This window comes from Micromonospora sp. CA-244673 (genome assembly GCF_050948395.1).
Classification (GTDB): domain Bacteria; phylum Actinomycetota; class Actinomycetes; order Mycobacteriales; family Micromonosporaceae; genus Micromonospora.
This window is the reverse complement of record NZ_CP192019.1, coordinates 3,271,932-3,295,228: the sequence shown is the minus strand read 5'-3', so window position 1 is coordinate 3,295,228 and position 23,297 is coordinate 3,271,932. Positions and strand designations below refer to the sequence as shown.

The following is a 23,297-nucleotide window of genomic DNA, read 5'->3' as shown; positions in this document are numbered from 1 at the left end:
CCGACGCGCTGCTATGACCTGATCTAAAGAAGCATCTGCGGCACGGGGTTCGTGCACGCTCAGGTGCCGGTGCTGAGGATCCGAGCGCGAAACACCCCCACGCCGGACGGCAGGCCGCTGCGACCGAGCGCGATGATGGGCACCGGTCGACGGTGGACAGCCAGACCGGCCCGGCTCACCCGATTGCCCCGCCCGCCTCCGCCGGCGCACCGCGTTCAGCGGACTGGCAGCGCCTTCGTGCCACCGCCCTTGATCGAGTGGGTCACCTTCGGACCCCCCGACCAGTAGAAGCAGCGGATCCCCCGGTCACCGCGCGCCCACGCCTCCGCGGCCGGCACCAGGTACGAGGTGCCCGTCCGGTAGCGCAGCACGCCGTCGACCGGGACCTTCGCGTACCGGGCCACGAGGGCCCGGCACTTCGCGTGCACGCCGTCCTCGTCGCGGCCCGCGTCCGCGTACGGGGTGTCGGGCGCCGTCCACGAACCGACGTACTCGAACGTGTGCGGCCGGGCGCAGCCGGTCTGCTCGAAGGCGCCGTACCGGTCCTCGTTCAGGCACCCGAAGGCCAGCGGTGACGGGCCCTTCAGCGCGTCCCGCAGGCTGCCGGTGTGCTGCACCGGGTGGTCGTCCGGATGCCGTTGCGCGGAGCCGCCGTCGGCCGTGTCCAGCTCAAAGATGTCGCACCGGAACCAGCGACTGCCACCCTGCCACCCGCCCGAGGACGGCGGCGCGACCTGCACCGTCAGGCGAGCGCCCCGCCAGTCGCCACCGACGAACGCGGTCGCCTTCGCGTCGCATTGGGCAAACGCAGGTCGCAGCACCGCCGAGCCCACCGGCGGCGGTGTTTCCCGTTCGGCTACCGCGCCCGTGAACGTGCCCAGGTAAAAGGTCTCCAGCAGGTGCTGCCGCATGCAGTCGACCGGCTGGTAGCTGGTCAGGTAACTCGACGGGCCGGCGATCACGTGGCAGTCGCCCACCTTCGGGCTGAACTGCACGGCCGCCGCGGCGGGCCGCCAGTCGTCGGTCAGGTCGCCGTCCAGCCCGGCCGGTGCCCCGCACCCCGCCATCGCCGTCACCGCCCCGGCCAGGGCGGCCACCGCCACCCGTACCCGCCACCGTCGCATGTCATCCTCCCCGTCGTGCCGGCGCAGCATATGCCACCCGGAGGCATCGCCAGGGTCCCCGTCCGTCGTGCGACATCCGGCGGAGGCCAGGCGCTGAGAGGGCGCGGGCGGCCCGTGACGACCCCGACGGCGAACGGCTCAGGGGCGGTCCCGGTCTTTCGTCACACCGCATGCTGGCCACTCCCGCCCCGCGCAAGACGCTGCAGCCACTTACCTGGCTGCTCCCCACGTGCTTCCCGATCCCCGGCGGGGCGGCCGTAGCGTCCCCGGCACCTACCTTGATTTTTAGCCTCCGAGGGTCCTGTGGGGACCCTGGCTGATCAGGGACTGCGTAGATTTCCGTGTTTGACCTGGGTGTGGTCCGTTGGACAGGACGTTGATCCTGTCCGGGAAGGACCACGTCATGGCAGACAAGAAGAACGCTGTTCAGCTTCCGCAGCCGACGCCGGCGGAGGTGGAGTTCGCGCAGCAGTTGGTCGAGCGGGCCAAGGCCGATGGAGTCTCGTTGGTCGGGCCGGGCGGGCTCCTCGCGGGTATCACCCGCACCGTCCTGGAATCGGCGCTCGGTGCGGAGCTGGATGCGCACCTCGACGAGGCCGGCGTCGACGAGGCCACCGGCCGGCGGGTCAACATCCGTAACGGGCACGGGGCGAAGACGGTGCAGACCGAGGTCGGGCCGGTGCGGATCCAGGTCCCGCGGGATCGGGCCGGTTCGTTCACGCCGCGGATCGTGCCGAAGCACACCCGCCGGTGGGACGGGTTCAACGAGGCGATCCTGTCGCTGTATGCCAAAGGCCTGACGACCGGGGAGATCTCCGCGCATCTCGCGGACGGGTATGACGCCGACGTGTCCCGGGAGTTGATCAGCCGGGTCACCGACAGCGTCCTGGACGAGATGGAAGCCTGGCGGCAACGGCCCCTGGACCGGGTCTATCCGGTGGTGTTCATCGACGCCCTGGTGATGAAGATCCGCCAGGGGCAGGTCGCGAACCGACCCGTCTACGTCGTGGTCGGGATCAGCCTCGACGGAGAACGCGACGTGCTGGGCATGTGGGCTGGCACCGGCGGGGAGGGCGCCAAGCAGTGGGCCGGCTACCTCACCGAACTACGCAACCGCGGTGCCGAGGACGTGTTCATGGTCTGCTCCGACGGCCTCAAAGGCATGACCGACGCCATCGAGCAGGTCTGGCCGCAGGCGGTGCACCAGCAGTGCGTCGTGCACCTCGTGCGAGCCAGCCTGCGCTACACCAACCGCAAGGACTGGCAGAAGATCACCCCCGCTCTGCGGGAGATCTACACCGCCCCCACCGTCGCGGCTGCGGAGGCCCGGTTCGAGGCCTTCGCCGCCGAGTTCGGCGATCAGTACCCGGCCGTCATCCGGCTCTGGCGGACCTCCTGGCCGCAGTTCGTGCCGTTCCTGGACTACGACCACGAGGTCCGCAAGGTCCTCTACACCACCAACATCATCGAGAGCCTCAACGCACGGTTCCGCCAAGCCGCCCGCCGGCGCGGGCACTTCCCGACCGAGCAGGCCGCGATGAAGGTCCTCTACCTCGTCGTCCAGCAGAAACGTAAGGGAGGCGGGAGCATCACCGGCCGGGTCTACGGTTGGGCCAAGGCCCTCAACGCCCTGATCCTCGCCTACGGCGACCGGATCACCATCTAACAACATCGATCACACCACAGGCCCAAACACGGAAATCGACACACTCCCCACAGAGGGGAGCCAAACCATTACGCCGAAACAAACCATGGCCGGCTACACGTGGTGACGGCTGCGCCGGCGCCTGCGCGCACCACCCGCGGCATGAGGGTGCGGACGAGGGCGGCGCGCCGATGGAGTCAGTCCACTGCGGGAGTCCCTCCAGCAGAGACAATCACGACGACAATCAGGAGGCTACTGTCACCGGGTCTGTCAGGTCACCAGCGTGGATGCGGGCCCTGCGGCGCGCCTGGCGTCGCCTGCATGGCAACTGAAGGTAGTGCAAGTCATGGTGGACGGGCCGATTCCAACCACGGCGAGGGGACGTCGGTGAGACTGCTGGAGACCATGATGACGCAGGTGCCGGCGCTGATCGGGGTGGTGGTCGGAACTGTCGGCACGATCGTTGCCACGACAGTGGCCGAACGGGCCCGTTGGCGGCGCAGTCAAATGGTGCGATGGGACGAGCGGCGGCTGGACGCTTACGCTGATTTCACGCGCGCCGTGAAGGAGGTCCATCTGCTGGCGCTGGGAATGCTCAGCGCCCACCGGCCCGGCGCCCGGACCCCGGCACTTGACGGCGAAGAGGGATTAGCCCGGTTGGCTGAGGCGGATGTGCGGCACACCCTGACCTGGGAGTCGGTTCTGCTGCTCGGTGATGAGCTCACCGTAGGTGCGGCCTCGGCATGGCGTCACGCCGTACGAGCGCTGGAGCAGGCGGCGCGTTCCTTGCCGGAACCGCCCGGCGATCTGACGGAGCTGGTTCGGCGAGCCGATGAGACTCGTGACGGCTTCTACCGGGCCGCGCGAGGCAGCCTCGGTGTCCGCGGCGGCATCGTCGACCAGGTGCGACGGCCGGCCGACATTCGGGCGACGGCAACTCGCCTCTGACGTAGGTCCACGGCAGGAGCACTTCGCGGCAGATCCGGATGTGCGCGGCGGCCAGTCCGGCGAGGCGACCAGTAGGATCCCGGACATGTCCGATCTTGCCGCGCGGTTCGCCCGGCTCGCTGGCGAGTACGACTCCCGGAAGAGAGCGGCGACCGCGCTCGTCGGGCGCTGGGACTGGTACACCTGGCCGGGTCTTGATCTTCGTCCGTTGCACTTCGAACGGGACCTGCTCAAGGCTGGCCGCCGGTTGGACGCCAGACCGTCGGTGGATCGGGATGTCCTCCGCATCGGGTTCGACGCCGAGGGCCGCGCGGTGGTTATCGAGGAGTACAGCGGCTTTCTTCACGGCCGCCTGTACTACGAGACGTTCATCCGCCACGACGGCGACGTGGTCGAGGCGGCGCACTTCGATACGAACGGGCCCATCTACCTGCACGACTACCGCTTCGTGGACGGGTTGATGCGCTCGGCCGACACGGTCGCGCGGGGCGGCTCGGGGCGGGAGTCGTACGCATACACCGATGGGCGGATCAGCCGCGTCGAGATCGAGCACGACGGCCGGGCGCCTTCGGTGCTGACGGCGGAGCACGACGACCGCGGCCTGGTCCGCATCGACGAGGTCATGGGCCGTCGGTCCGAGGTCCGCTATGAGCGGCCGCCGGCCGGATTAGACCTCGAAGCGGCGTGCCGGACCATCGAGGACGCCTTCCTCACGCTGATCCCGGACGCCGTGGCGCGCCTGCCGGTCGACGGCCCCGCCGCCTGCGTCGCGCTGAGCTACTACCGATCGGACGCGCTGTCCTTCGAGGTACACGGGGCCACTGAGGACGAGCGCGCCTCCCTGGCGGCGATCGACGCCCAGGCAGCATGGTCGCCGGCCGACTTCGAGACCAGTACCGACGTCGACCTCGACGACGCAGGATCGGTGCGGCTGGTACGACAGGAGCTCGCCCTGCTCGACGCCAGCGACCTCGATGCCGCCGCCGGATCCGAGGTGGGCCGGCGACTGTTGTGCGCGGTGGCGGCTCGGCTCAACCTCCGCGACTGGTCGGACACGCTGCCAGTCGCCGACGACTTCGTGGTGTACCCGGTCGACCTTGAGCTGGTCGACCTGGAGCGGAACCTGGCCGACTGCCTGCCGGCGGACCGGCTCGCCCGGCTACGCGAGCGCGGCCTGCTGTGACTGACCCCGGCCTGGCCCGACCTCCCATCCGCACATGGGCACGTGCGTGCGTCTCCAGACGCGGTGAACCGGCGGCTCGGCGTACGGACGGTGATGCACTGCAAAGCCGGTGCGCTCGCTCGGCGGATGTGCGGATGCCGCTGTGGGCGACAGGGTCGGCAGGCGGCGCGGTGGAACAAGGTCACGGTGGGTCGGACGGGCTGGGCGCAGTGCCTACGCCCGGCAGGTAGCCGCTTGGCCGGCGTACCGGCAGCCGGTCTAGCCGGTCCGCTGAGCCCAAAACGTGACGTTTCGCTATATTGACGAACCCCAACCGCGCGGCCTCCATCAGCTCCGTCGCCACGAACCACGCGGCCTCATCGGCGATTTCGCTGCGGTCGATGCGGTCACTGTGCTGCCAGAACACCGCATCTACCTCGCCCGCAGCCTCGACGACCGCTCGATCGGCGACCAGGCTGATCTTCGCGAGGGCTTCATTCCATGGCATCCAGTCGACACGCTGGTCGTGCTTCCACTGCCCACGTAGTGACAGCTGAACGCGGGTCGACTCGACCACGATCGCCGCACACGCCTCGATTTGCTGGCCCCGAGCCCACTGCCGCTTCTGCACCCGTGCGGTTAGGAAGCCACCCATCGCTACTCCGAGCAGCGCGGACATGCTCGATATGATCGCGGGCCACAGCAGTGTCGACATGGAAGACCTCCATCTGGACTGCCTGCTCATCAATCAACGAGACCACGCCGTCGGGCTGGCTCAGGATGCGTGCCGACCAATCATCTGGTACGGCGACAACGTCGTCTGCGGCGGGAACCATAGCCGCCACGCGGCGTAGCGCGGATCGCGGCATGAACGGTAACGTGATCAAGCGGTCGAGGAGGCGGGCCGACCTTATCCGGTTGGTGGCGACGAACGTGAGCTCGAGACTGAAGAACGTGTTGGACCATTGATGCCCGGGGTGCGGCCAGCGTTGCGGAACGAGCCTCCCCGACCGTGTCGGTGCACCTTGCCATCTCTGCGCCGCCCGCCGCGATCTGGGACCGCCTGCCGGCCGACGCTCGAAAGGCGATCGACGACGCAATCCGCCGTGGTGCGATACCCGGCCTCCTGGCGATGCGGGCGGTCGATCCGTCGATCCGGCTGCCCCCGCGGCAGACCTTTTCGCATTCCGCCAAAATGCCTCAGTCACCAGCGACACCACGGGCTAATAGCTTCGCAGCTCGCATTGGATTCCACGTTCGCTCGACACTCGAGGCGCACGAAGCGTCGATCATGACGATGACAGGCCGCCGTGCGCGAACGGCGGCATGAGAGTAAGCCTGATCTTGGCTGGGTTGATGTCGACCGGAGTTGTCGTATCCGGGCCGCGTTGTTCGTAGCTAGGGTGAGGCACCCACGAGGGCGCGGTCACGACCACAGGAGATGCCGACCCATGCAGCACCCCCTGGCCAAGATCCACCGCATGTTCGAGCTCGTCGAGCCGATCGCCACCGTCACCTTCTCCGAGGTGCCGAACGAGGCGTTCCTGGCCTTGGGCATGCGCAACTACTGGGACGGGTACTTCGCGGGCCGGGCCGCGCCGCTGGGGCTGGCGCCGGCCGAGGTGGTGCACGCGGTCTTCTACAACTTCGCCGACGGCGAGGTGGCGCGCCACATCCCGTGGGTCTGGGGGAAGACCACCCCACAGGAGGCGATCGCCGTGCGCGAGCGGGGCAGCGCCGCAGCGCTGCGGCAGAGGATCGGGCAGCTCGCCGACTCCCCCGATCTGGTGCGGGTCGCCGACCTGGCCACCCGGGCGGCGGTCAGCGCGCCGACCGAGGGCCGAGCGCTGTATGCCGGACTGCGGGCGCTCGACGTGCCCGCCGAGCCGGTGGCCAGGCTCTGGCACGCGGCGACGCTGCTGCGGGAGCACCGCGGGGACGGCCACAACGTCGCCCTCCTCGCCCACGGCATCGGCGGCACCGAGGCCCACGTCCTCCTCGCTCTCTCCCTCGGCATGAGGGCGGAGGAGTTCGGCCGGATCCACCACCTGCCCAAGGCACAGCTCGCCGCTGTCGTCGACGGGTTGCGCCGCCGCGGCCTCGTGGACGCCGCCGGCGGGTTCACCGACGCCGGCCGCCAGACCAAGGAGCGGATCGAGGCCATCACCGACGAGCTGGCCGCGCCGGCGTACGACGTACTCACCGCCGACGAGCTCGACGAGCTGATCGCGGAGCTCGAGCCGATCGCCGCCGCAGCACAGGAAGTCGACCACTGAGCCGGCGCGCCAGGCGACGGCCACGAGAACAGACGGTCGCTGCGCGTAGACACTCGCGTGCGTTGTCCAGCAGCGAGCGCACTGCGGCAGATCCGGATGTCAGCGTCTACCACCGACGATGCCGCTCATGATGGGAGTCGTATGGAAGGGCAGGGGCCTTGTCGGAACGCTGACTGTTGGCTCAGGTCAAGACATCGCAGGGTGTACCGGCATACTTGCCTGATGTCGAGGACCGCGGCCCACCGAGGGGCCACTGCGGCGCTAGTCGAACTGCTTTAGGCCGTCACTCCAGTCGTACCGGAAAGCTGACCCGTCAGCTGCGCCACACCCACCGGCACCGGCCGGATACCCCCGGGATTCTCGCCTGCGGTCTGCAGGGCTCCATCCTCGGCACGCACGAGCCGGAGCCCGACTGCGGAGTCGTCTCCACCGTCTTCCGCGGACGCCGGCCCTTCCACCCCCAGCGCCTGCACAACGTCCTCGAAGAGGTGAACGCCGAGGTGATCCGCTCCCGCGGCCACCTTTGGCTAGCCAGCCAACCCGACACCGTGGTGACCTGGGAATTCGCCGGCGGCGGGCTGGCGATGGGGTCCCTCGGGCACTGGCTGGTGAGCCTGCCCGAGGACCGGTGGCACCACGTTGACGACCAGCGCCAGCTTGCCGCCGCCCCCTGGAGTGGGACCCCCTACTACGCAGACCGGCACCAGCACCTGGTCTGAGTGCCCTTTCATCGGGCCGGCGATCCGGTCGGTTAAGGACCTCAGCTGGTTTCGTCGACGCGCACGGCTGGCGGAAGAAGCGATCGTTCCCGCGCCTCTAGCATCACCATGCCCGCCACGTTCAGCGTTGGTCGTAGGCGTGCAGCCCGAGCAGGAGCCCGGCGGGGTCGATGACGTAGCAACCGCGGCCGACGCCGGCCAGCTCGAACGGCGGTACGACGACCGTGCCGCCGTGCGCGCCGACCGCGGCGGTTGCCGCGTCCAGGTCCGGGACCCGGATGACCGGCACCGCCCGGGGTTGCCCGTCTCGGGAGGTCAGCAGGGCGGTGTCGACGCCGGGGCTGTCGCCGTGCGGGGCCACCAGGTACTCCGGGGTGGCGAACGGCTGGGGTTCCCAGCCGAACACGGCGCGGAAGAATGCGGTGGACGCGGGCAGGTCGGGCGAGTTCAGCTCGACGTAGGTCACGGGCTGGGTCACGGCGTGTTCTCCTTGCGGAATTCGGCGGTTCGTTGCGGTGCCCCGGCGCGGTCGTCCAGCGTTGGGGCGGCGGCCCATGTGTCGGCCAGGCTGCGGACCCACTGCTCCACCAGGTAGAGCGGGCCCGGCGCCAACTCGTGCCACCGGTGCCGGCCCAGCGCCGTCGAACGGACCAGGCCGGCGGCCTGCAGCACCTGCAGGTGCTGCGAGGTGGCCGGCCGGCTGACGCTGAGCAGCTCGGCGAGCTGCCCGGAGGTGGCCGGCCCGTGCGCGAGCCGCTGCAGCAGCACCCGCCGCGATGGATCGGCCAGGGCGTTGAGCACGGCGGCCAGGTCAAGCACCACCCCACCTCCAAACGTGTAAGCTGCAACTTACACGTTGGTTTGCCGCTACGCCACCACCCCGCCAACTCCTGCTCTTTTACGGCGCACTGTTCACAGCGAAGCAGGGCGACTGGCTGGGCTGCTGGTATTCACGCTGAGTAGTCAACGAACGTTAGGTGCAGCAGTCGCCTCACCTGGCGGCTGCCCGCGTGCTCTTGTAGATGCCGATGGCTGCTGTGCATTAGCCGGCATACGCCGCTCTGCACTGGCCCGCCGGTCGGCGATGGCGCTGGAGTATGGGGAACGGATCTCTCCCGATCTGTGCGCCGGCGTGGGCCAGCTCGCCGATGCCGTCGAGCTGCTCCGTCGGGAGCACCGGTCCGCGCGGCACATCGGCAGGACGCAGCAGAAGATCGACGACGCCGTACAGGCCGCCGGCCGGGCCCAGGCGCAGGGGCTCAACGAGTTCGGCGAGGCCGTGGTCACCCAGCTACGCACCGCCGCGAGCGACTTGCTCCGGGCCGCCGGAGCCGACCCTACGACGGCGAACCGGGAGGTGCGCGCCTCGATCAGGCGCGGCGTGGGCTCTGTGCGCGGCGGCGGGTGAGACCGCCGCGGATTCGGGTCAGGCCGGTTGCGGACGGGGGCGCGGCTGGCGCAGCGCCCTGACGAGCGCGACGGCCCCGAAGACCGACAGGAACAGTCCGGCGCCTACGCCGGTGACAGCGCTCGGCGCGACTGCGGTGGTGAGGCCGGTGATCAGGGCCGCGACCGCCGTCGCGGTGAGCAGGACGCCGAGCGCGATGAGGTTGCGGTCCCGCAGCACCGCCGTCAGCGGCAGGAAATGGACCCCGACCACGGCGCAGATCCATACCGGAATGTACGCCGGCAGGCCGAGCATGCCCAGAAGCACTGCGCCGAGCCCGGCAAGCGTGAACTCGATGCCCACGATGGTCCCGTAGCGTCGGCCGGCGGCCCGGCTGTTGATCGCGGCGGTGGAGGCCGGGCTGGTGAAGCCGACCACCGCGCCGACTGCGGCGACAAGCAGCGCCGCGATGCTGCCGACGGTCAGCCACGGAGGCAGCCAGGCCGGTGGGTCCGCCTGCCCCCACCCGAACCAGCTCGCCGCGAAGAATCCCTCCACCAGCGCGGTGATTCCGCCGTCGCGGCGCGACTCGGGTCCTGTCTGCATGGCGGCCACTCTAGTGCCGTGCCCGAGGCGCACCGAGCGGGTTGACGTGCGGCCGGAGGAGTCAGGCGCCAACGCGGGGGGCGGCGGCCAGCAGGGCGAGGGCGGCCTGCTTGGCGTGCTTGCCGGCGCTGGTTCGGTCGTAGTGCGCGGCGATCAGGGTGGCACCCTCGACCAGGAGGAGCAACTGTCGCCCGACGGAATCCGGGTCGGCTGCGCCGGCGCGCCGGGCGATGGAGGTCAGGAGGTCGAGGCGGCGGTCCAGGTGGCGCGCGGTGATACCCATGACGGGCTGGGACTGGTGTTGCGCTGCGGCGTTGTGCATGGCGCAGCCACGGAACGTCGGCTCCTCGTACCACCGATGGAGCTCATCGAACACGGCGGCGAGCTGCTCGCGGGGATCCTCTCCGGCGGCGGCCGCGGCCGCGGCGATCCAGGAGGTCACCCGGTCGCTACGCGCCTGCAGCACCGCTTGGATCAGGCCGTCCTTGGTGCCGAAGTACCGGTAGAGAGTCTCCTTGGACACGCCGATGCGCGAGCACAGTTCGGCGACGCCGATGCCGTCGAGGCCCCGCTCGTACAGCAGCGGGGACGCCGCGTCGATGATGCCCGAGCGGGTGCGCTCCGGGTCGATCGTTGATCCCTTGGGTACCGGCACGAGATAGATGGTACCGAGCGGTTCCTTCTACTGCTAGCATCTCCCGAGTTCGTACCGATCAGTTCGATCACCGGGAGGGCTGATGACGTTGACCGCGCCGTTGTGGCCGGCCCTGCGGCTCGCCCTGGGCACCGCGTCCGCTCTCGGCTTCGCACGCTTCGCCTACGGGCTGCTGTTGCCGGCGATGCGGGACGACCTCAGCTGGACGCTGGCAGCAGCCGGCGCCATGAGCACGGCCAACGGCTTCGGCTACCTGCTCGGCGCGCTACTGACACGCGGGCTGATACGCCGCCTCGGCGCGGCCACCGCGTTCCGCCTCGCCATGGCGCTGACCGCCGCGTCGCTGGCCATCACCGCCGTCAGCGGCGACTACCTGACGCTGGCGGCCGTCCGTACGCTGTCCGGGGCCACCGGCGCGGTGGTGTTCGTCGCAGGCGGGGTGCCCGCGTCGCGCCTCGCGGCCGGCGGTCCGACCCGACCAACCTCAGAAAGCGTTGTGGCCTGATCGATGCGCAACCTCAACGGCAGCCTTCCGTTCAATCTCGGCCGTAGGTCGGTGCTCGCTCTAGGGGTCCTGGTCCTTGCTGTGCTGGTTGCGGCTTGTGGCACGCCGGCCGCTCGATGGACTGAGCCACCCTCGAAGACCGGCGCCCCGTTCCCAACTGCGAACATGCCTTCGGCGGCCCGGCCCCAGCGGGTCGTTTCGCTCTCCGCGACAGGCGACATCATCATGGGCAACGCCCCGAACCGGCTGCCCGCGGACGGCGGCAAGGGGTTCTTCGACTCGGTCGAGCGGGCGCTGCAGGCCGACCTGGTGATGGGCAACCTCGAAGAACCACTGACCGTGGACACGGGCACCGGCAAGTGCGGTGCCCACTCCACCCGCTGCTTCCAGTTCCGGGCGCCGCCGGAGTACGCCGCCCACCTGCGCGACGCCGGTTTCGTCCTCCTCAACCAGGCAAACAACCACGGCTACGATTACGGTCCGAAGGGTTATGAGAACACCCGGAAGGCCCTGGAAAAGTACGACCTGGCGCACACCGGCGCTCCCGACGAGATCACTGTGATCGAGGTGCAGGGCGTCAAGGTTGCGGTCGCCGGCTTCTCGTCGTACGTCTGGTCCAACAGCGTGATCGACATCGCCGAGGCGAAGCGGGTGGTCGCCAAGGCGGCCACCATGGCCGACCTGGTCGTTGTGCAGGTGCACATGGGCGGCGAGGGCGCGGACAAGACCCGGGTGCGCCCGGGCACCGAGATGTTCCTCGGCGAGAACCGGGGCGACCCGGTCACGTTCTCCAAGGCGATGATCGACGCCGGCGCCGACCTCATCGTCGGGCACGGTCCACACGTGCTGCGCGGCATGGAGTTCTACAAGGGCCGGCTGATCGCGTACAGCCTCGGAAACTTCGCTGGCGGAGGCAATTCACTCAGCAACGACGGCCGGTTCGGCTGGGGTGCCGTGCTCAAGGTGTCGCTCCGGCCCGACGGCACCTGGGCCGGCGGCTCACTGACATCGACGTACATGAACGGCACCGGCCGCCCGACCATGGACCCGGACGACCGGGGCCTGCGGCTGGTCCGTCAGCTCAGCGGCTCGGACTTCCCTCGGACCGCGGCCCGACTCGACGACTTCGGAAAGATCAAGCCGCCCACCGGCGACTGACGCGTTGGTCACGAAGCGGCCGAGCGAGACGCGGCGAAAACGGGCAGCTTCAGCTTCAGCCCACGACCCAGGAGGGCGGCATGGCCACCGCCCGCGAGCGAGCGCAGGCTCGCCCAGACCGACGACTTCAACGAGACAGGGCGCGTGTACCGCGAGCTCGCTGACGCGACGCCCGCCTGGGCCGACGCCCTGGTGGCGTTAGACTCGCCGGCCATGGGACCGCTCATCTTCAGCCTCAACCTCACCCTGGACGGTTGCGTCGACCACCGGGAGGGGATCGCCGACGACGAGACGCACGCCTTCTTCACCCGTCTCATGGACGAGGGCGGGGCAATGCTGTGGGGTCGCGTCACCTACGAGATGATGGAGAGCTACTGGCCGGCCGTCGCCCGCGGCGACGAGGAGGCGCCGCCGGCCATGCGCGAGTGGGCGGTCAAGCTCGAGGCCAAACCCAAGTACGTGGTGTCGTCGACGCGCAAGGACTTCCCGTGGGCCAACAGCCACCACATCGCCGGTGATCTGCGCGAGGGCGTGCAGAAGCTCAAGGACGCGACCCCGGCCGGGGTCCTCCTCGGAAGCGGCAAGCTCGCGACCGAGCTCGACCGGCTGGACCTGATCGACGAGTACAAGATGCTCGTCCATCCCAGGATTGCCGGCCACGGCCCGACGCTGCACCAGGGCGGGCTGCCCGGCACGCGCCAGCTCGAGCTGCTCTCAGCGGAGCCGCTCCGCAACGGCGCGGTGGCCATGCACTACCGCCGCGCGCGCTGAATCACAGGAGTCCATCGCCGCCAGCTCACCGGCAGCGCGGCGTCCTCCTTGCGCTCGCCGTGCAGCGCCGAACGACTCCTCGAAGGCGAGGACGTCTTCGAGGAGCCCGGTCGAGGGCTCCGTGGATGCCGCCAGCGGCGCAGCATCGGCCCGAACTACAAGATCGATGCCCTTCTCCGCGGCCACGACATCATCGGTGACCCCGGCTAACAATAAAAGCCATACCTGCCCCGTCCGCGTCAGCCCGTACGACTACCACCGGCGGGCCTGCAATGGAAGGTAGGGCGCTCTAACGGCAACCCCGCGGCCGCCGCAAGCTCGCCGACGCCGCCGGCGTCCCCTCCCCCACGCCGCGCGGGCTCGTGGCCGCGCGGCCCGGCCGGCTGCCGGCTTACAACATCACGGGTCAACGCCCTGCCGTGCTGCGGCGGCCCTCCGGGCTCTCCGCTCTCCGCGCCAGTCGCCGGGCCATCAGGCGTGACGGCCGCAGAGCGACAGCGGCAGCAGCCGGCGCGCGCCCAGGCGGCGGCGCGTGCGGCCCGTTCAGGGCCGCCTTGACTTGGACCCGATCGTCTGCCAGGTCCTCGGCGAGCACGTCCGGGAGTTCCCACCTGGCTTCGCCGAACTGGTTGACATCCCTCGGGCCCGGTCCGTCGTTGTGTGCCGCTGCCGTTCACCACCACGCGCGGCAATCCGTTCACCGACCGGACGTGGTCGCGGGAGTGCGCGGACTGGCGCGATGCGGCCGGCTGGCCGAAGGAGCACGGAAGGTTCCACGCCCTGCGGCGCTTCTTCGCCACGACCCTGATCACGAACCACGCCGACCCGCAAGAGGTGCAGCGCATGCTCCGGCATAAGACGCCGCGGATCACGCTGGAGACTGACGTGCGCTGGTGGCCGAAGCGGGAGCGCCGCCGCGGCCTGGTCGGCACGGTGCTGCAAGCTGCCGCGAGCCGTGCGGCACAAGCCTGAGCGAATCACCTGTCCGCTATGACGAACAGGTGCGACAACCCGGTGACGTTCAGAATCCGCCGCACAAACTCACTCGGCGCGATGGTGAGCTGCCGATCTGAGTTCTCGGTGGCGTTGTAGGCGTAGAGGAGCGCGCCGAGCACGGTGGAGTCCATGAACGTAACCGCTGACAGATCAATATGCAGGCGGGTGAGCTCGGGGTGCCGAAGCTCCTCGGTGAACAGTTCTCGGACGTCCGTGTGGGCGGACAAATCCAGTTCTCCGGACAGCCAGATAATGCTCGTGTCCCCGAGCCACTTGGTGGTGTGGGTCCAGAGGGGCGCCGGCATGGGCGGATCGTATACGCACCCACGCCTTGCCCGACCTCAGCCAAAGGGGTGCCGGGCGGGCGAGCGGTCTGGCGGGGCAAGTTCGAGTGCATTGGGGGCTCCCAGGAGCGTTGGCTGACGTGGCCCGGGCTGACGCGGCTCTTCGCGGGCGGCCGCATGGGGCCGCCCGCGAAGGGTTCCGCGTGTGGTGGCCGTCAGCGGTGGCTGCAGAGCAAAAGGCGTAGGGCGGTCGCCGCTTGGGCGGGGACGACGCCGTTGCCGAGGACGCGTAACGCGGCGGTGCGTGGGAGATCGAGGGTGGGGTCGGTGACCCAGTGGGCGGGTAGGCCCATGAGCCATTCCACGAACGGCGGTGCGAGCACGGGCTTGCCGTGCTGGCCGGGTTGGGTGGGCGCGGGAACGGGCCGGCCGATCAGGAGCTCCCAGCGGGCGATCGCCGGTGCGTAGATCCCCCAGGTCGCCTGATCGGGTGTTCCCGGTTTGCTGGTGGCGAGCTGGGCGACGGTGGTGCGTAGGTCGGCGCCGCCGCCGTGGTGCCCGGGGCCTCGCGCGTCGGAGGCCCGGGGCGTGGGTAGGGCAGGCGCTGCGCATCGCACGGCTGCGGACGGCAGGGTGAGGTCGCCGTGGGAGCCCCGTTGTCCCGGGCAGCCTTTCTGCCCGTCCGTCGCCCGCGGGGTGGGCAGGAGCACCTGTGACAGCGGCGGCCGGAAGCCGTCGCCTGCGCGGCGGCCGGGGGTGCCGGTGTCGCTGGCGCGTGGGGTCGGCAACAGCTGGTGGCGGGTGCCGTGGGGTTCGATGACGTCGGGCAGCCCGTTCTGGTGTCCGGGTCCCTTGCCGTCACGGGCGCAGGGCGTGGGCAGTGTCCGCACGTTCTCCCCCGCCTCTGGTGGCGGCGAGCAGGAACAGCCGGTCGCGTCGGTGGGCGGCGCCGATGTCGGATGCGCGTAGGCACAGCCAGCTCGTGTCGTACCCGAGCGTGGCCAGGTCGGTGTGGACGACGTCGAGTCCGCGTCTGCGGAGGGCGGCCACGTTCTCCACGAAGACGAGTGGGGGTCGAAGATGGCGAAGGGCTGTGGTGATGTGTTGCCAGAGGCTGGAGTGAGGGCCGGTGATGCCGGCGCGTTTGCCGGCGTTGGAGATGTCCTGGCAGGGGAAGCCGGCGGTGAGGACGTCGACGGGCGGCACGTGGGTCCAGTCGACGGTGCGGATGTCGCCGAGGTTGGGCACGGCGGGCCAGTGGTGGGCGAGGACGGCGCGGGCGTGTCGGTCGGTTTCGGCGTACCAGGTGAGCCGGCCGCGCAGCACCAGCTCGACGGCCAGGTCGAGGCCGCCGTAGCCGGTGCACAGCGATCCGATCCGCGGCCCGGGAACGTGGTCACTCACGCCACCTCCCGCACACCGGTCCCGACCCTGTTGCCCGGGGGTGGTCGTCAGTCATCGGCGACCTCCGTGGGTAGTTCCGGCCGGCGGAAGATCAACACGTCCTCGTGGGTGATCAGGTGCAGTGGGGTGCCGGCGGTGCGGGCCTTGCGCACGGCTTGGAGTTGGAAGAACGACGGCCGGGCGACGAGCCGCCCGTCGCGGACGGCGGCGAGGAGGGCGACGCACCGCTCGGTCGGGACCAGGCCAGCACGCACGCCGGCGGCGATGACCGCAGACGGCAGGTCCACGAGCTGACCGTTCTTGCGCCACGGACGGGCGGTGACCACGACCGTGCCGCCGGGGCGCAGCAGCACCGCGCAGCCGGACAGGATCTGCTCGAACCCATCAGTGAGACCAGTGAGGTCCCGGTAGGCGAGGTTCCCCTTGTCGGTGCCGTCGTTGTAGGCGTTGTCGAACTTCGCCACCCCATCAGCACCGGGTCGGACGAGGCCGTGAACGGTGGGCCCGTACGGCGGTGAGGTGACGACCAGGGCGACCTGCCCGGTGAGGGCGGCGGGCAGCAGCGATCGCAGGCGGGTGGCGTCGCCGCGGACCACGGACGCTCGGCCGCCGGCGCCCTGTTGCTGGGCGTGGGTGATGTTGGCGTCCGCGATGTTTGACCATCGCGGCTCGTATTCCACCCCGATCGCGTCGCGGCCGGCGTGGATCGCTTCGACCAGGGTGGTGCCGATCCCGCACATGGGATCGAGGACGAGGTCGCCGGGCTGGGTGTAGGTGGCGATGGCGTGCGCGGCGATGGCGGGGAGCATCCGGGCGGGGTGTTTGACGGACTCGGCGGTGTAGCGACCGCTGCGTTGAACTGGTCCGGTCTGCTGCGCGGTGGCCCACACCGACAGGCGCTGTGGTTGGTCCGGTGCCTGGTGACGTCCACTGCTCTCACGGTGGCTGTCGTCTTGGCGCCGGCCGGGGTGGGCGTCCTCGGCATCGCCGTGACGGCCCCGGCTGGGTGGGACGGGGGTGTGGTCAGTCACGGCGGTCACCGCCCGCGCGCCGCCGTCGGGTCGCCTGCCTGGTGTCCGGTCCGGGTACGGGGCTGAACACGAACAGGTCTGCGTGGACCTTCAGGTGCGCCACCCTCCACCGACCAGGGCTGGCCTGCTGGGCGATGGTGAGGAGTTCCTCGTCGGTGACGTGGTAGATGAAGGCGTCCCCTTCGGTGTCGGCGGTGACGGCGACGATGTGCTGCAGGTAGCCCAGGCCCATGGACGCGGCAGCGGTGGCCACCGGGGTGAAGTCCTCCGGCCCGGTGGGCGTGGTGGTGGGGACGGTGACGACGAGGACGAGGCAGCCGCCGGGGCGCAGGAGACGCGCGCAGGCGGTCAGCAGCCATGCCAGCCGGATCCGGTTGGTGGCGCCGGCGGGGTCGAGGGGCCAGTGGGCCACGACGAGGCTGATCGCCTCCTGCGGTGAGGTGCCGTGGCGGGACGGGGTGGTCGGGTGGGTGGACGGGGGCAGGTCGGGGTCGGTGAGGTCGTCGCCGAACCAACCGCCCATGTCCGGCAGGTCCCCCTCGGCGGGCGGCGCGGCGGGGTCGGGCGGGGTCGGTGCGGTGGCGGGGCCGATGATGAGGCTGCAGACGTCGGTGAACCAGCCGGGGTGGTGTCGGCGGCGGCCTGCCTGGCAGACGGCGGCCAGGGCGTGGTCGTCGGTGAGGTCGACGACCGGGTCGCCGGGGCGGCTGTAGGCGGCGACGAGCCGGTAGGCCAGCCGGGCGCCGATGCTGTGGCTGATGTCGGCGTCGGTGCGGGCGGTGCGCCACACGGTGATCGGTACCGGTGGGTCACCGGCGACCACGTCGGTCAGGGTCGGGTCGGCCTCGGGTGGGTCGACGGGCGGGACAGGGTCGTGTGGGTGCTGCGGCGTGTGCTCGTTCATGTGGATGTGGGCTCCGCGCCGCGCCGTGATGCGCTGACACCCTCAAATCGGCGTTTGTCAGCTGTGGCGGACACCCCGCCGGTCTGACAGAGCTCTGACAGCACCGTCGGTCGTGGATGCGTGACGCCCTGGATCGGTCAACCGTGCCCGGGCGGCTGTCGCGCCGGGGCCCTGTCAGAAGGTGACGGACAGCCAGCGGCGGCGGATGACGTTGGAGTGGCCGGCGCTGTCAGACGTGTGCCGGGTCGTGGTCATCGCGCGTGTGCCAGGTTCAGCGCGGTCAGGAGCGCCTCGTCGACGACCGCCATGTCTGTCATCCGTCGGTGCCACTGTCAGGCCTGGCGCGGCCACCGCGTCAGACGCCGTGCCACGTGTCGCGTATGGGCGGTGTCCGACAGCGCGGCAGGCTGTCAGAGACGGCCGGCGGCACCCGTGGCGATGGTCAGAGCGCTGTCAGGTTCGGTCGAGGGGACGGCGTGGCCGTCTGGGCCGCAGGCGCGGCTGGTGTCATCACCGCCCTGGCGATGTCGACGCGCAGGTCAGAGCCGGTTTGTCAGGCCGGTGCCAGGATGCGGTGCGGACGGCAGCCGTTGTCTGTGTGGGTGCGTGGCGGGTGCGGTGGCAGGTGCGGTCGTGTTGCTGGCCTGGGCTGTCAGAGGTCTGTGAGGACGCTGTGGCGCAATCGGTGTCTTCCGCGCCGGGGGACATCCCCTCGGCGTGTCGCCGACGATCGCCTTGGGGAGTGTGTGACATGACCGTGTCCGCCTCGAATTGGCCGGACTCGCCGCTGGACGCTGTCGAGGCTGCCTTCGCGGCACTGACCACGGGCCCCGAGCCCATGACACTCGATCTGGACACGCTCGGACCTGGCACCGGTCTGCCGGCCGGTGTCATGACACTGCCGGCGCTGCGGGACTGGCTCCTGCGCCATCCGCGCGCCTACGCGGCGCGTGACGCGGTGTGGCGGGACCTGGTTCGCCGCGCTCGCCTGGAAGGACCGTCCTGGGTCATCGCGGCGGTGGCGATGGCGCTGCCCGCGCTGCGCCGGCATGCCGGGCGGCTGCACGTGGGGTGGTCCGGTGACGGGGCCGACCTGGACGCGGAGATTCTCACCGGTTTCCTCACCGCCCTGCGCGACCGCGTCGACCTGGCCAAGCCGGCCCCGTACGCGGCGTTGTGCATGGCCGCCTGGCGGGCCGGTCACGAGATGCTGCGTCGCGTGGGCACCGCGGTGCCGGTGCAGGACCTGGAGCACGTCATCGGTCCTCGCGCGCCGCAGGTTCCCTACGGCCACCCCGACCTGCTGGTGCGCCGGGCCGCCCGGCTCGGTCTGCTCGAGGCCGGTGACCTCGAGCCCTACATCGACCTGCGGCTGGGCGGCAGAGCCATCGAACCGATCGCCGCGCGTCTGGGCATCACCGTCGACGCGCTGCGTAAGCGGATGAACGGCATCGACCAGCGCCTCGCTGACGCCCTCGCCATGGGACTGCTCAGCGGCGTCGTCTCGGCCGAGGCTCGCCAGTCCTTGCGGCACCAGTCGGCGCACCGTGCGCAGACTCGCGCCGGCCGCGCCCTCCGGAGCGCGCCTCGGGCAGCCGCCTGAACTGCGAAGCGTTCCGCTGCGGGCTGGCGGCTTGGCAGGCCCCGAGGCAGGGCGTCGCGTGGTCAGGGGCGGACAGGATTGCTCGCTACTTCACGACCCGGAACCGCAGGTGCGTGACCGCGTCGGAGGCGATCACCTGCGTACGCTCCAACTCAGTGTGGCCCAGGTCGTCCAGCAGCCGGGTTCCGGCGCCCAGCACCACGGGCACGAGGTTGATCTGCAACTCATCCAGCAGCCCGGCCCGCAGGAACTGCCGTCCCGTATGGGCGCCCATCACGATCACGTCCTTGTCCTCGGCCGCGTCCTAGGCGGACTTGAGGGCGGTCTCGATGCCGGCGGTGACGAAGGTGAACGCCGCGCTCTTCATGGCGAGTTCGTCACGGGCCTGGTGGGTGAGTACGAAGGTCGGTGCCGGATAGGGGGTGTCCTGCCAGTGGGGCAGTCCGACGTCGAACGTGCGCTTGCCGACCACGACCGCGCCCACCGAGGCGAACGTGGCAGCGATGACCTCCGTGTCGCGCGGGTCGGGACGGTCGGTGAACATCCATTCGTGTAGCCGCATGCCGCCCTTTCCCATGGGATGTTCCGCGCCGATGTCGGGGCCGGCGACGAAGCCGTCCAACGACATGCTCTTGTACAGCACCACGGTGCCCATCGAGACCTCCTGACCGTTGTCTTCAGGGTTGGACCGTCCGGCCTCCCAGGACTCATCGGCGACGCCGCGTCGGTGCCAGATTCGATGGGGCGAAGCACGCAAGATCGCCCGTACAGTGAGACAAGAGCTGGCTCCCCGGGACGGGACACGGGTCACTTCGACTGAGAAAGGACTCCAGTCGGAGCAGAAAGATTGAGGAGAGAGCAGGTCAACTGAGAAGGACACCTCACCGCGCCACGGACGTCTACTGGTGTCTTCAACAGCTCACAACCACCCCTGAAGACATTGTGTAGGGGAAAGTTCGGCTAAGGGTTGTCTCGCAGCTCTTCTGATCACGAATTCCGGTGGACTGTCAGGAGCGATGATCAGAGACTGTGGCGATGGAGCCGACAGAGAGTGCGCTGATCGTCGCCGTGCCCGAGGTCGAGCGGGCCGTGGGGCGCTTCCGGTCCGCTCTGGACATCGCGGCCAGCTGGGGAGTGCCCGCTCATGTGACCGTGCTCTACCCGTTCTTGCCCCCAGACCGGATCAACGACGATGTGCTCGCCATCCTGAGCCAGATCTTCGAAGCCACACCGCGGTTCGATATCTCGTTCGCGGAGGTCAAGTGGTTCGGAGATACGGTGGTCTGGCTCTCGCCGCAGCCGGATGGCGCGTTGCGCCTACTCACCGCGGCCGTGTGGCGGCGATTCCCTGAGGCTCCGCCGTATGCCGGCGCCCATGCCGACGCCGTACCGCATCTAACCATCGGCCATGACGCCCCGAAGCGCGTCCTGGCCCAAGCCGCCGAGGCTGTCGCCGGCCACCTGCCGATCCGCGCCACTGTCGAAGCGGTCCGGCTCATTGCCGGGGCGCCGGAACCCGACTCCTGGCACACACTGCGCGAGTTTCGGCTCGGCTCGGCATAGCGCCGCTGCATAGCTACGCCCCTCAGCCGACCCGTACTAACCCAACTCGGGACGCCAGGTAGCGATCGGCAACGATGTCCGTGTGCAAACGATCACCGCGTCCCGATCAGACTGGATTCACCCGTTCACCGGCCTGCGCCCTACTCAGTTTCGGCGGCTGGTGCGCCTGGTTGCCGCCCGTGGCGGCTCCGCGATCGCCGATGGCCGCCCGGGCCGGCAATGGGCACTGCACCTCGCGGATCGGGTCTTGCTGGTCGCCGCGTATTGGCGCACAAACCTCACGATGCGCCAGCTCGGACTGCTGTTCGGCGTCTCGCACTCGACCGCGCACCGGGTCATCGACAGCCTCGGGCGTCTCCTGGCCCTCGCGCCGGTGCGCCGCCGGCCCAGGGACCAGATCGCCATCGTCGACGGCACCCTGGTACCCACCGGCGACCACCGCCTGGCCGCCCAGAGCAAGAACTACCGGTACTCGGCCAACCTGCAGGTCGCCATCGACACCAACACCCGCCGGGTCATCGCCCTCGGCAAGCCGCAACCCGGCAACCGCAACGACACCGTCGCCTACCGCACCAGCGGAATCGCCACCGCCCTCGCCGGGCGAACGGTGATGGCCGATGGCGGCTACCAGGGCAACCCCGAAGCGATTATCCCCCACCGCAAACCTCGCGACGGCAGCCCACTACCGAAGTGGAAGGAACGCCTCAACGCTGAACACCGCGCCATCCGGGCCCGAATCGAACACACCCTCGCCCGGATGAAGACTTACAAAATCCTGCGCGACTACCGCCGCGCCGGCACCACCCTGGCCACCACCGCCGCCGGCATCGCCCACCTCCACAACATCGCCCTCGCCGGCTGACCACCGGACAGCACCGGAAACGTTCGTCCCGCCCGAGTTACGAGACGTCACTTAGGCGAATAGTTGTTCCAGCACCTGGGCGACACCGTCCTCGTCATTGCCGGCCGTGTGGTTGGCCGTCGCCGCGAGTACCGAGCCGTGTGCGTTAGCGACGGCGTAGGCGGTGCCCGCCCAGGCGAGCATGGGTAGATCGTTGGGAGCATCCCCGAAGGCGATCACCTCGGCTGGGTCCACCTCCCAGTCCTGGCAGAGCGTGGCCAGGGCGGCAGCCTTGGAGACGCCGAGCGCGGCGATCTCCAGCGGCGCGCGCTCGGCGGACCACGTGCATTCGATGAGCTGACCGAGTCCGGGACGCAGCTGCGTCCAGGCCACATCCGGGTCCTGATCGGGCAACCAGACCATGATCTTGACCAGCGAGTCGGCAACGAGTTCCGACAGCGTGGCGACGGGCACCCGGTCGTTGTCCAGTGTCGGGCGGTAGCGGTAACCCGGTTCGAAGAGCACCCGGTGACCGGTCTCCACGGCAAAGCCGGCCCCGGGCACCAGACGAGAGATCTCCGCCACCACCCGCCGCGTCACGTCCTGCGGCAGCGGGTGAGTGATCTGAATCTGGTGGCTGCCGACGGCGTAGCGCACCGCCCCGTTACCACAGATCGCGATGTCGATAAGCGTCTCCGACCCGAAGAGATCGTCGATGACCCGGGCCGGGCGGGCGGTTGCCGCCACAACGCGCACGCCAGCGGCTCGCGCGATTCGCAGGGCCTCGCGGGTCCGGTCAGACAGCGTCGAGTCGCTGCGTAGCAGGGTGCCGTCGAGATCCGTGGCGATGACGCGAGGGGTGACCATGGCGACATCTCACCACAGTTGCGCCGCTCCACATGGGCGCCTGTCTTTGAAGACAGGCCCGAGCGTGCGGGCCGGGCATCACGATGCCCGCGCGTGGGCGGAGCTGGTGGTCAGACGAGCGCCGTGGCTGTCAGACCGATGTCAGCTCCGGGGGTGTCCGGCAGAGCTGACAAGCGCCGGTTTGAGGGTGCGGAACTCTTCCGCGGCGCTGCACGAGGCGCTGGGAGGTTCCGCCCGCCGCCGGGCCCGAGGTAGGGCTGACGCGAGCCGGGCGCCTCGGGTGCCGTGCCGTTTTTGGTGCGCTGACACCTCACCGATTCCCGCTACACCCGACAGGGAGGACGCGCTCCTCCCGAGGGACTGTCGCGGCTCACCGACGCTCCGCTCCAGTGCCCGGCGGCGGCCCTGTCGACGTCCTTTCGACGCCCGCCCCTCGGTAGATCGAGGGTGGGCTGGAGGTGAATCCGCCCGTGTACCGCATCCGCGCACGTCTTCGTGCCCTCACCACCGTCGAGGTCCTCCGCCGCCTCGTCACGGTGGCCGTCGCGATCGTCCTGGTCGTGGCGGCCCCGGCCGCCGCGCACGCCGATCCCGGCTCGCCGGCGGTCGTGGCGGTGAACTCGCTGCCGGTGGTCATCGCCAATCTGCGGGCCTGGCTGATCGGCATCCTCGCCGCACTGGCCACCTTGTTCCTCGTCCTGGCCGGCGTCTACTGGGCCACCGCAGGCGGCGACCCGGCGCAGGTCGAGCGGGCTAAGGGGGCGTTGAAGAACGCTCTGGTCGGCTACGGCCTGGCCGTCCTCGCTCCTGTGCTGCTGCAGGTCGTACGCGGGATCGTCGGAGGCTGA

Annotated in this window: 29 protein-coding genes and 1 pseudogene; 16 read left to right on the top strand and 14 right to left on the bottom strand. The window is 70.0% G+C overall.

Annotated features, from left to right (window positions below):
- Positions 1–215: 215 nt before the first annotated feature.
- Positions 216–1,124 (bottom strand): septum formation family protein, encoded by a 909-nt coding sequence (locus ACQP12_RS15335; protein ID WP_433288562.1) that lies wholly within the window; start codon positions 1,122–1,124, stop codon positions 216–218.
- A 403-nt stretch (positions 1,125–1,527) separates the two neighbouring features.
- Here ACQP12_RS15335 and ACQP12_RS15330 point away from each other — a divergent pair, with 403 nt between their 5' ends.
- The 3 genes from ACQP12_RS15330 to ACQP12_RS15320 all read left to right on the top strand — a co-directional run bounded on the left by ACQP12_RS15330 (position 1,528) and on the right by ACQP12_RS15320 (position 4,900).
- Positions 1,528–2,790, top strand: coding sequence for an IS256 family transposase (locus tag ACQP12_RS15330; RefSeq protein ID WP_433288560.1), 1,263 nt, complete (start codon positions 1,528–1,530; stop codon positions 2,788–2,790).
- Between the two features lie 366 nt (positions 2,791–3,156).
- Positions 3,157–3,717, top strand: coding sequence for a hypothetical protein (locus ACQP12_RS15325; RefSeq protein WP_433288558.1), 561 nt, complete (start codon positions 3,157–3,159; stop codon positions 3,715–3,717).
- Positions 3,718–3,802: 85 nt separating this feature from the next.
- Positions 3,803–4,900: a hypothetical protein gene (locus tag ACQP12_RS15320; protein ID WP_433288556.1), complete on the top strand. Its 1,098-nt coding sequence runs from the start codon at positions 3,803–3,805 to the stop codon at positions 4,898–4,900.
- A 181-nt stretch (positions 4,901–5,081) separates the two neighbouring features.
- On the opposite strand, the gene ACQP12_RS15315 is transcribed toward ACQP12_RS15320, so the two are convergent.
- A complete protein-coding gene (locus ACQP12_RS15315) occupies positions 5,082–5,558 on the bottom strand; it encodes a hypothetical protein (RefSeq protein WP_433288554.1) in 477 nt (158 codons plus the stop codon).
- Between ACQP12_RS15315 and ACQP12_RS15310 the strand changes: the two genes are divergently transcribed.
- From ACQP12_RS15310 to ACQP12_RS15295, 4 genes and pseudogenes are all read left to right on the top strand, one after another.
- Positions 5,557–5,733, top strand: a complete 177-nt coding sequence (locus ACQP12_RS15310; RefSeq protein WP_433288552.1) for a hypothetical protein — start codon at positions 5,557–5,559, stop codon at positions 5,731–5,733. The two genes, ACQP12_RS15315 and ACQP12_RS15310, sit on opposite strands and share 2 nt — an antisense overlap.
- 158 nt (positions 5,734–5,891) lie before the next feature.
- Positions 5,892–6,209 carry a hypothetical protein gene (locus ACQP12_RS15305; protein WP_433288550.1) on the top strand — a complete coding sequence of 106 codons (318 nt, stop codon included), beginning with the start codon at positions 5,892–5,894 and terminating at the stop codon, positions 6,207–6,209.
- 121 nt (positions 6,210–6,330) lie between these two features.
- Positions 6,331–7,155: an SCO6745 family protein gene (locus ACQP12_RS15300; RefSeq protein WP_433288548.1), complete on the top strand. Its 825-nt coding sequence runs from the start codon at positions 6,331–6,333 to the stop codon at positions 7,153–7,155.
- A gap of 299 nt (positions 7,156–7,454) precedes the next feature.
- Positions 7,455–7,871 (top strand): annotated as a pseudogene (locus ACQP12_RS15295) (GTP-binding protein); the annotation flags it as partial.
- Between the two features lie 124 nt (positions 7,872–7,995).
- On the opposite strand, the gene ACQP12_RS15290 reads toward ACQP12_RS15295, so the two are convergent.
- Positions 7,996–8,352, bottom strand: coding sequence for a VOC family protein (locus ACQP12_RS15290; RefSeq protein ID WP_354973484.1), 357 nt, complete (start codon positions 8,350–8,352; stop codon positions 7,996–7,998).
- A complete protein-coding gene (locus ACQP12_RS15285) occupies positions 8,349–8,693 on the bottom strand; it encodes an ArsR/SmtB family transcription factor (RefSeq protein WP_433288546.1) in 345 nt (114 codons plus the stop codon). The genes ACQP12_RS15290 and ACQP12_RS15285 overlap by 4 nt, the downstream gene beginning before the upstream one ends.
- A gap of 265 nt (positions 8,694–8,958) precedes the next feature.
- Between ACQP12_RS15285 and ACQP12_RS15280 the strand changes: the two genes are divergently transcribed.
- Positions 8,959–9,282, top strand: coding sequence for a hypothetical protein (locus ACQP12_RS15280; RefSeq protein ID WP_433288544.1), 324 nt, complete (start codon positions 8,959–8,961; stop codon positions 9,280–9,282).
- Positions 9,283–9,300: 18 nt separating this feature from the next.
- Here the strand turns inward: ACQP12_RS15280 and ACQP12_RS15275 are convergent, their stop codons facing one another.
- Together ACQP12_RS15275 and ACQP12_RS15270 are read right to left on the bottom strand one after the other, a co-directional pair.
- Positions 9,301–9,876, bottom strand: coding sequence for a hypothetical protein (locus tag ACQP12_RS15275; protein WP_433288542.1), 576 nt, complete (start codon positions 9,874–9,876; stop codon positions 9,301–9,303).
- Positions 9,877–9,928: 52 nt separating this feature from the next.
- The gene (locus tag ACQP12_RS15270) at positions 9,929–10,522 is read right to left on the bottom strand and encodes a TetR/AcrR family transcriptional regulator (protein WP_433288540.1); all 594 of its coding nucleotides are present in this window, start codon (positions 10,520–10,522) and stop codon (positions 9,929–9,931) included.
- An 82-nt stretch (positions 10,523–10,604) separates the two neighbouring features.
- Between ACQP12_RS15270 and ACQP12_RS15265 the strand changes: the two genes are divergently transcribed.
- The 4 genes from ACQP12_RS15265 to ACQP12_RS15250 all read left to right on the top strand — a co-directional run bounded on the left by ACQP12_RS15265 (position 10,605) and on the right by ACQP12_RS15250 (position 13,928).
- On the top strand, positions 10,605–11,027 hold the full coding sequence (locus tag ACQP12_RS15265; protein ID WP_433288538.1) for a YbfB/YjiJ family MFS transporter: 423 nt from the start codon (positions 10,605–10,607) through the stop codon (positions 11,025–11,027).
- Positions 11,028–11,030: 3 nt separating this feature from the next.
- Positions 11,031–12,185 carry a CapA family protein gene (locus ACQP12_RS15260; RefSeq protein WP_433288536.1) on the top strand — a complete coding sequence of 385 codons (1,155 nt, stop codon included), beginning with the start codon at positions 11,031–11,033 and terminating at the stop codon, positions 12,183–12,185.
- Positions 12,186–12,398: 213 nt separating this feature from the next.
- Positions 12,399–12,956, top strand: coding sequence for a dihydrofolate reductase family protein (locus tag ACQP12_RS15255; RefSeq protein WP_433289283.1), 558 nt, complete (start codon positions 12,399–12,401; stop codon positions 12,954–12,956).
- A 660-nt stretch (positions 12,957–13,616) separates the two neighbouring features.
- Positions 13,617–13,928: a tyrosine-type recombinase/integrase gene (locus tag ACQP12_RS15250; RefSeq protein WP_433288535.1), complete on the top strand. Its 312-nt coding sequence runs from the start codon at positions 13,617–13,619 to the stop codon at positions 13,926–13,928.
- A 5-nt stretch (positions 13,929–13,933) separates the two neighbouring features.
- On the opposite strand, the gene ACQP12_RS15245 is transcribed toward ACQP12_RS15250, so the two are convergent.
- The 5 genes from ACQP12_RS15245 to ACQP12_RS15225 all read right to left on the bottom strand — a co-directional run bounded on the left by ACQP12_RS15245 (position 13,934) and on the right by ACQP12_RS15225 (position 17,575).
- The gene (locus ACQP12_RS15245; RefSeq protein WP_433288533.1) at positions 13,934–14,257 is read right to left on the bottom strand and encodes an STAS domain-containing protein; all 324 of its coding nucleotides are present in this window, start codon (positions 14,255–14,257) and stop codon (positions 13,934–13,936) included.
- Between the two features lie 194 nt (positions 14,258–14,451).
- Entirely contained in the window at positions 14,452–14,853 is a 402-nt protein-coding gene (locus tag ACQP12_RS15240; RefSeq protein WP_433288531.1) for a hypothetical protein, read from the bottom strand.
- A 241-nt stretch (positions 14,854–15,094) separates the two neighbouring features.
- On the bottom strand, positions 15,095–15,640 hold the full coding sequence (locus tag ACQP12_RS15235; protein WP_433288529.1) for a DNA cytosine methyltransferase: 546 nt from the start codon (positions 15,638–15,640) through the stop codon (positions 15,095–15,097).
- Positions 15,641–15,687: 47 nt separating this feature from the next.
- Positions 15,688–16,671 carry a TRM11 family SAM-dependent methyltransferase gene (locus tag ACQP12_RS15230; RefSeq protein ID WP_433288527.1) on the bottom strand — a complete coding sequence of 328 codons (984 nt, stop codon included), beginning with the start codon at positions 16,669–16,671 and terminating at the stop codon, positions 15,688–15,690.
- Positions 16,664–17,575, bottom strand: a complete 912-nt coding sequence (locus ACQP12_RS15225) for a hypothetical protein (protein WP_433288525.1) — start codon at positions 17,573–17,575, stop codon at positions 16,664–16,666. The genes ACQP12_RS15230 and ACQP12_RS15225 overlap by 8 nt, the downstream gene beginning before the upstream one ends.
- Before the next feature lie 751 nt (positions 17,576–18,326).
- On the opposite strand from ACQP12_RS15225, the gene ACQP12_RS15220 reads away from it, so the two are divergent.
- Positions 18,327–19,178 (top strand): hypothetical protein, encoded by an 852-nt coding sequence (locus tag ACQP12_RS15220; protein WP_433288523.1) that lies wholly within the window; start codon positions 18,327–18,329, stop codon positions 19,176–19,178.
- A gap of 85 nt (positions 19,179–19,263) precedes the next feature.
- Here the strand turns inward: ACQP12_RS15220 and ACQP12_RS15215 are convergent, their stop codons facing one another.
- Together ACQP12_RS15215 and ACQP12_RS15210 are read right to left on the bottom strand one after the other, a co-directional pair.
- A complete protein-coding gene (locus ACQP12_RS15215) occupies positions 19,264–19,452 on the bottom strand; it encodes a dihydrofolate reductase family protein (protein ID WP_433289281.1) in 189 nt (62 codons plus the stop codon).
- Between the two features lie 30 nt (positions 19,453–19,482).
- Entirely contained in the window at positions 19,483–19,833 is a 351-nt protein-coding gene (locus tag ACQP12_RS15210) for a dihydrofolate reductase family protein (RefSeq protein WP_433288521.1), read from the bottom strand.
- Positions 19,834–20,213: 380 nt separating this feature from the next.
- Between ACQP12_RS15210 and ACQP12_RS15205 the strand changes: the two genes are divergently transcribed.
- Positions 20,214–20,741 carry a 2'-5' RNA ligase family protein gene (locus ACQP12_RS15205; protein WP_433288519.1) on the top strand — a complete coding sequence of 176 codons (528 nt, stop codon included), beginning with the start codon at positions 20,214–20,216 and terminating at the stop codon, positions 20,739–20,741.
- An 82-nt stretch (positions 20,742–20,823) separates the two neighbouring features.
- Positions 20,824–21,603, top strand: coding sequence for a transposase (locus tag ACQP12_RS15200; protein WP_433288517.1), 780 nt, complete (start codon positions 20,824–20,826; stop codon positions 21,601–21,603).
- A 51-nt stretch (positions 21,604–21,654) separates the two neighbouring features.
- Here ACQP12_RS15200 and ACQP12_RS15195 read toward each other — a convergent pair whose 3' ends face one another.
- On the bottom strand, positions 21,655–22,449 hold the full coding sequence (locus ACQP12_RS15195) for a Cof-type HAD-IIB family hydrolase (RefSeq protein WP_433288515.1): 795 nt from the start codon (positions 22,447–22,449) through the stop codon (positions 21,655–21,657).
- 470 nt (positions 22,450–22,919) lie between these two features.
- Between ACQP12_RS15195 and ACQP12_RS15190 the strand changes: the two genes are divergently transcribed.
- Positions 22,920–23,297: a pilin gene (locus ACQP12_RS15190; RefSeq protein ID WP_433289279.1), complete on the top strand. Its 378-nt coding sequence runs from the start codon at positions 22,920–22,922 to the stop codon at positions 23,295–23,297.

What these genes read in the sequence shown, in the direction of transcription:
- ACQP12_RS15335 (WP_433288562.1), bottom strand. Translation starts at nt 1,124, where the DNA reads ATGCGACGGTGGCGGGTACGGGTGGCGGTGGCCGCCCTGGCCGGGGCG.
- ACQP12_RS15330 (WP_433288560.1), top strand. Translation starts at nt 1,528, where the DNA reads ATGGCAGACAAGAAGAACGCTGTTCAGCTTCCGCAGCCGACGCCGGCG.
- ACQP12_RS15320 (WP_433288556.1), top strand. Translation starts at nt 3,803, where the DNA reads ATGTCCGATCTTGCCGCGCGGTTCGCCCGGCTCGCTGGCGAGTACGAC.
- ACQP12_RS15310 (WP_433288552.1), top strand. Translation starts at nt 5,557, where the DNA reads ATGCTCGATATGATCGCGGGCCACAGCAGTGTCGACATGGAAGACCTC.
- ACQP12_RS15315 (WP_433288554.1), bottom strand. Translation starts at nt 5,558, where the DNA reads ATGTCCGCGCTGCTCGGAGTAGCGATGGGTGGCTTCCTAACCGCACGG.
- ACQP12_RS15300 (WP_433288548.1), top strand. Translation starts at nt 6,331, where the DNA reads ATGCAGCACCCCCTGGCCAAGATCCACCGCATGTTCGAGCTCGTCGAG.
- ACQP12_RS15280 (WP_433288544.1), top strand. Translation starts at nt 8,959, where the DNA reads ATGGCGCTGGAGTATGGGGAACGGATCTCTCCCGATCTGTGCGCCGGC.
- ACQP12_RS15265 (WP_433288538.1), top strand. Translation starts at nt 10,605, where the DNA reads ATGACGTTGACCGCGCCGTTGTGGCCGGCCCTGCGGCTCGCCCTGGGC.
- ACQP12_RS15260 (WP_433288536.1), top strand. Translation starts at nt 11,031, where the DNA reads ATGCGCAACCTCAACGGCAGCCTTCCGTTCAATCTCGGCCGTAGGTCG.
- ACQP12_RS15255 (WP_433289283.1), top strand. Translation starts at nt 12,399, where the DNA reads ATGGGACCGCTCATCTTCAGCCTCAACCTCACCCTGGACGGTTGCGTC.
- ACQP12_RS15245 (WP_433288533.1), bottom strand. Translation starts at nt 14,257, where the DNA reads ATGCCGGCGCCCCTCTGGACCCACACCACCAAGTGGCTCGGGGACACG.
- ACQP12_RS15225 (WP_433288525.1), bottom strand. Translation starts at nt 17,575, where the DNA reads ATGAACGAGCACACGCCGCAGCACCCACACGACCCTGTCCCGCCCGTC.
- ACQP12_RS15220 (WP_433288523.1), top strand. Translation starts at nt 18,327, where the DNA reads ATGACCGTGTCCGCCTCGAATTGGCCGGACTCGCCGCTGGACGCTGTC.
- ACQP12_RS15215 (WP_433289281.1), bottom strand. Translation starts at nt 19,452, where the DNA reads ATGGGCGCCCATACGGGACGGCAGTTCCTGCGGGCCGGGCTGCTGGAT.
- ACQP12_RS15210 (WP_433288521.1), bottom strand. Translation starts at nt 19,833, where the DNA reads ATGGGCACCGTGGTGCTGTACAAGAGCATGTCGTTGGACGGCTTCGTC.
- ACQP12_RS15205 (WP_433288519.1), top strand. Translation starts at nt 20,214, where the DNA reads ATGGAGCCGACAGAGAGTGCGCTGATCGTCGCCGTGCCCGAGGTCGAG.
- ACQP12_RS15195 (WP_433288515.1), bottom strand. Translation starts at nt 22,449, where the DNA reads ATGGTCACCCCTCGCGTCATCGCCACGGATCTCGACGGCACCCTGCTA.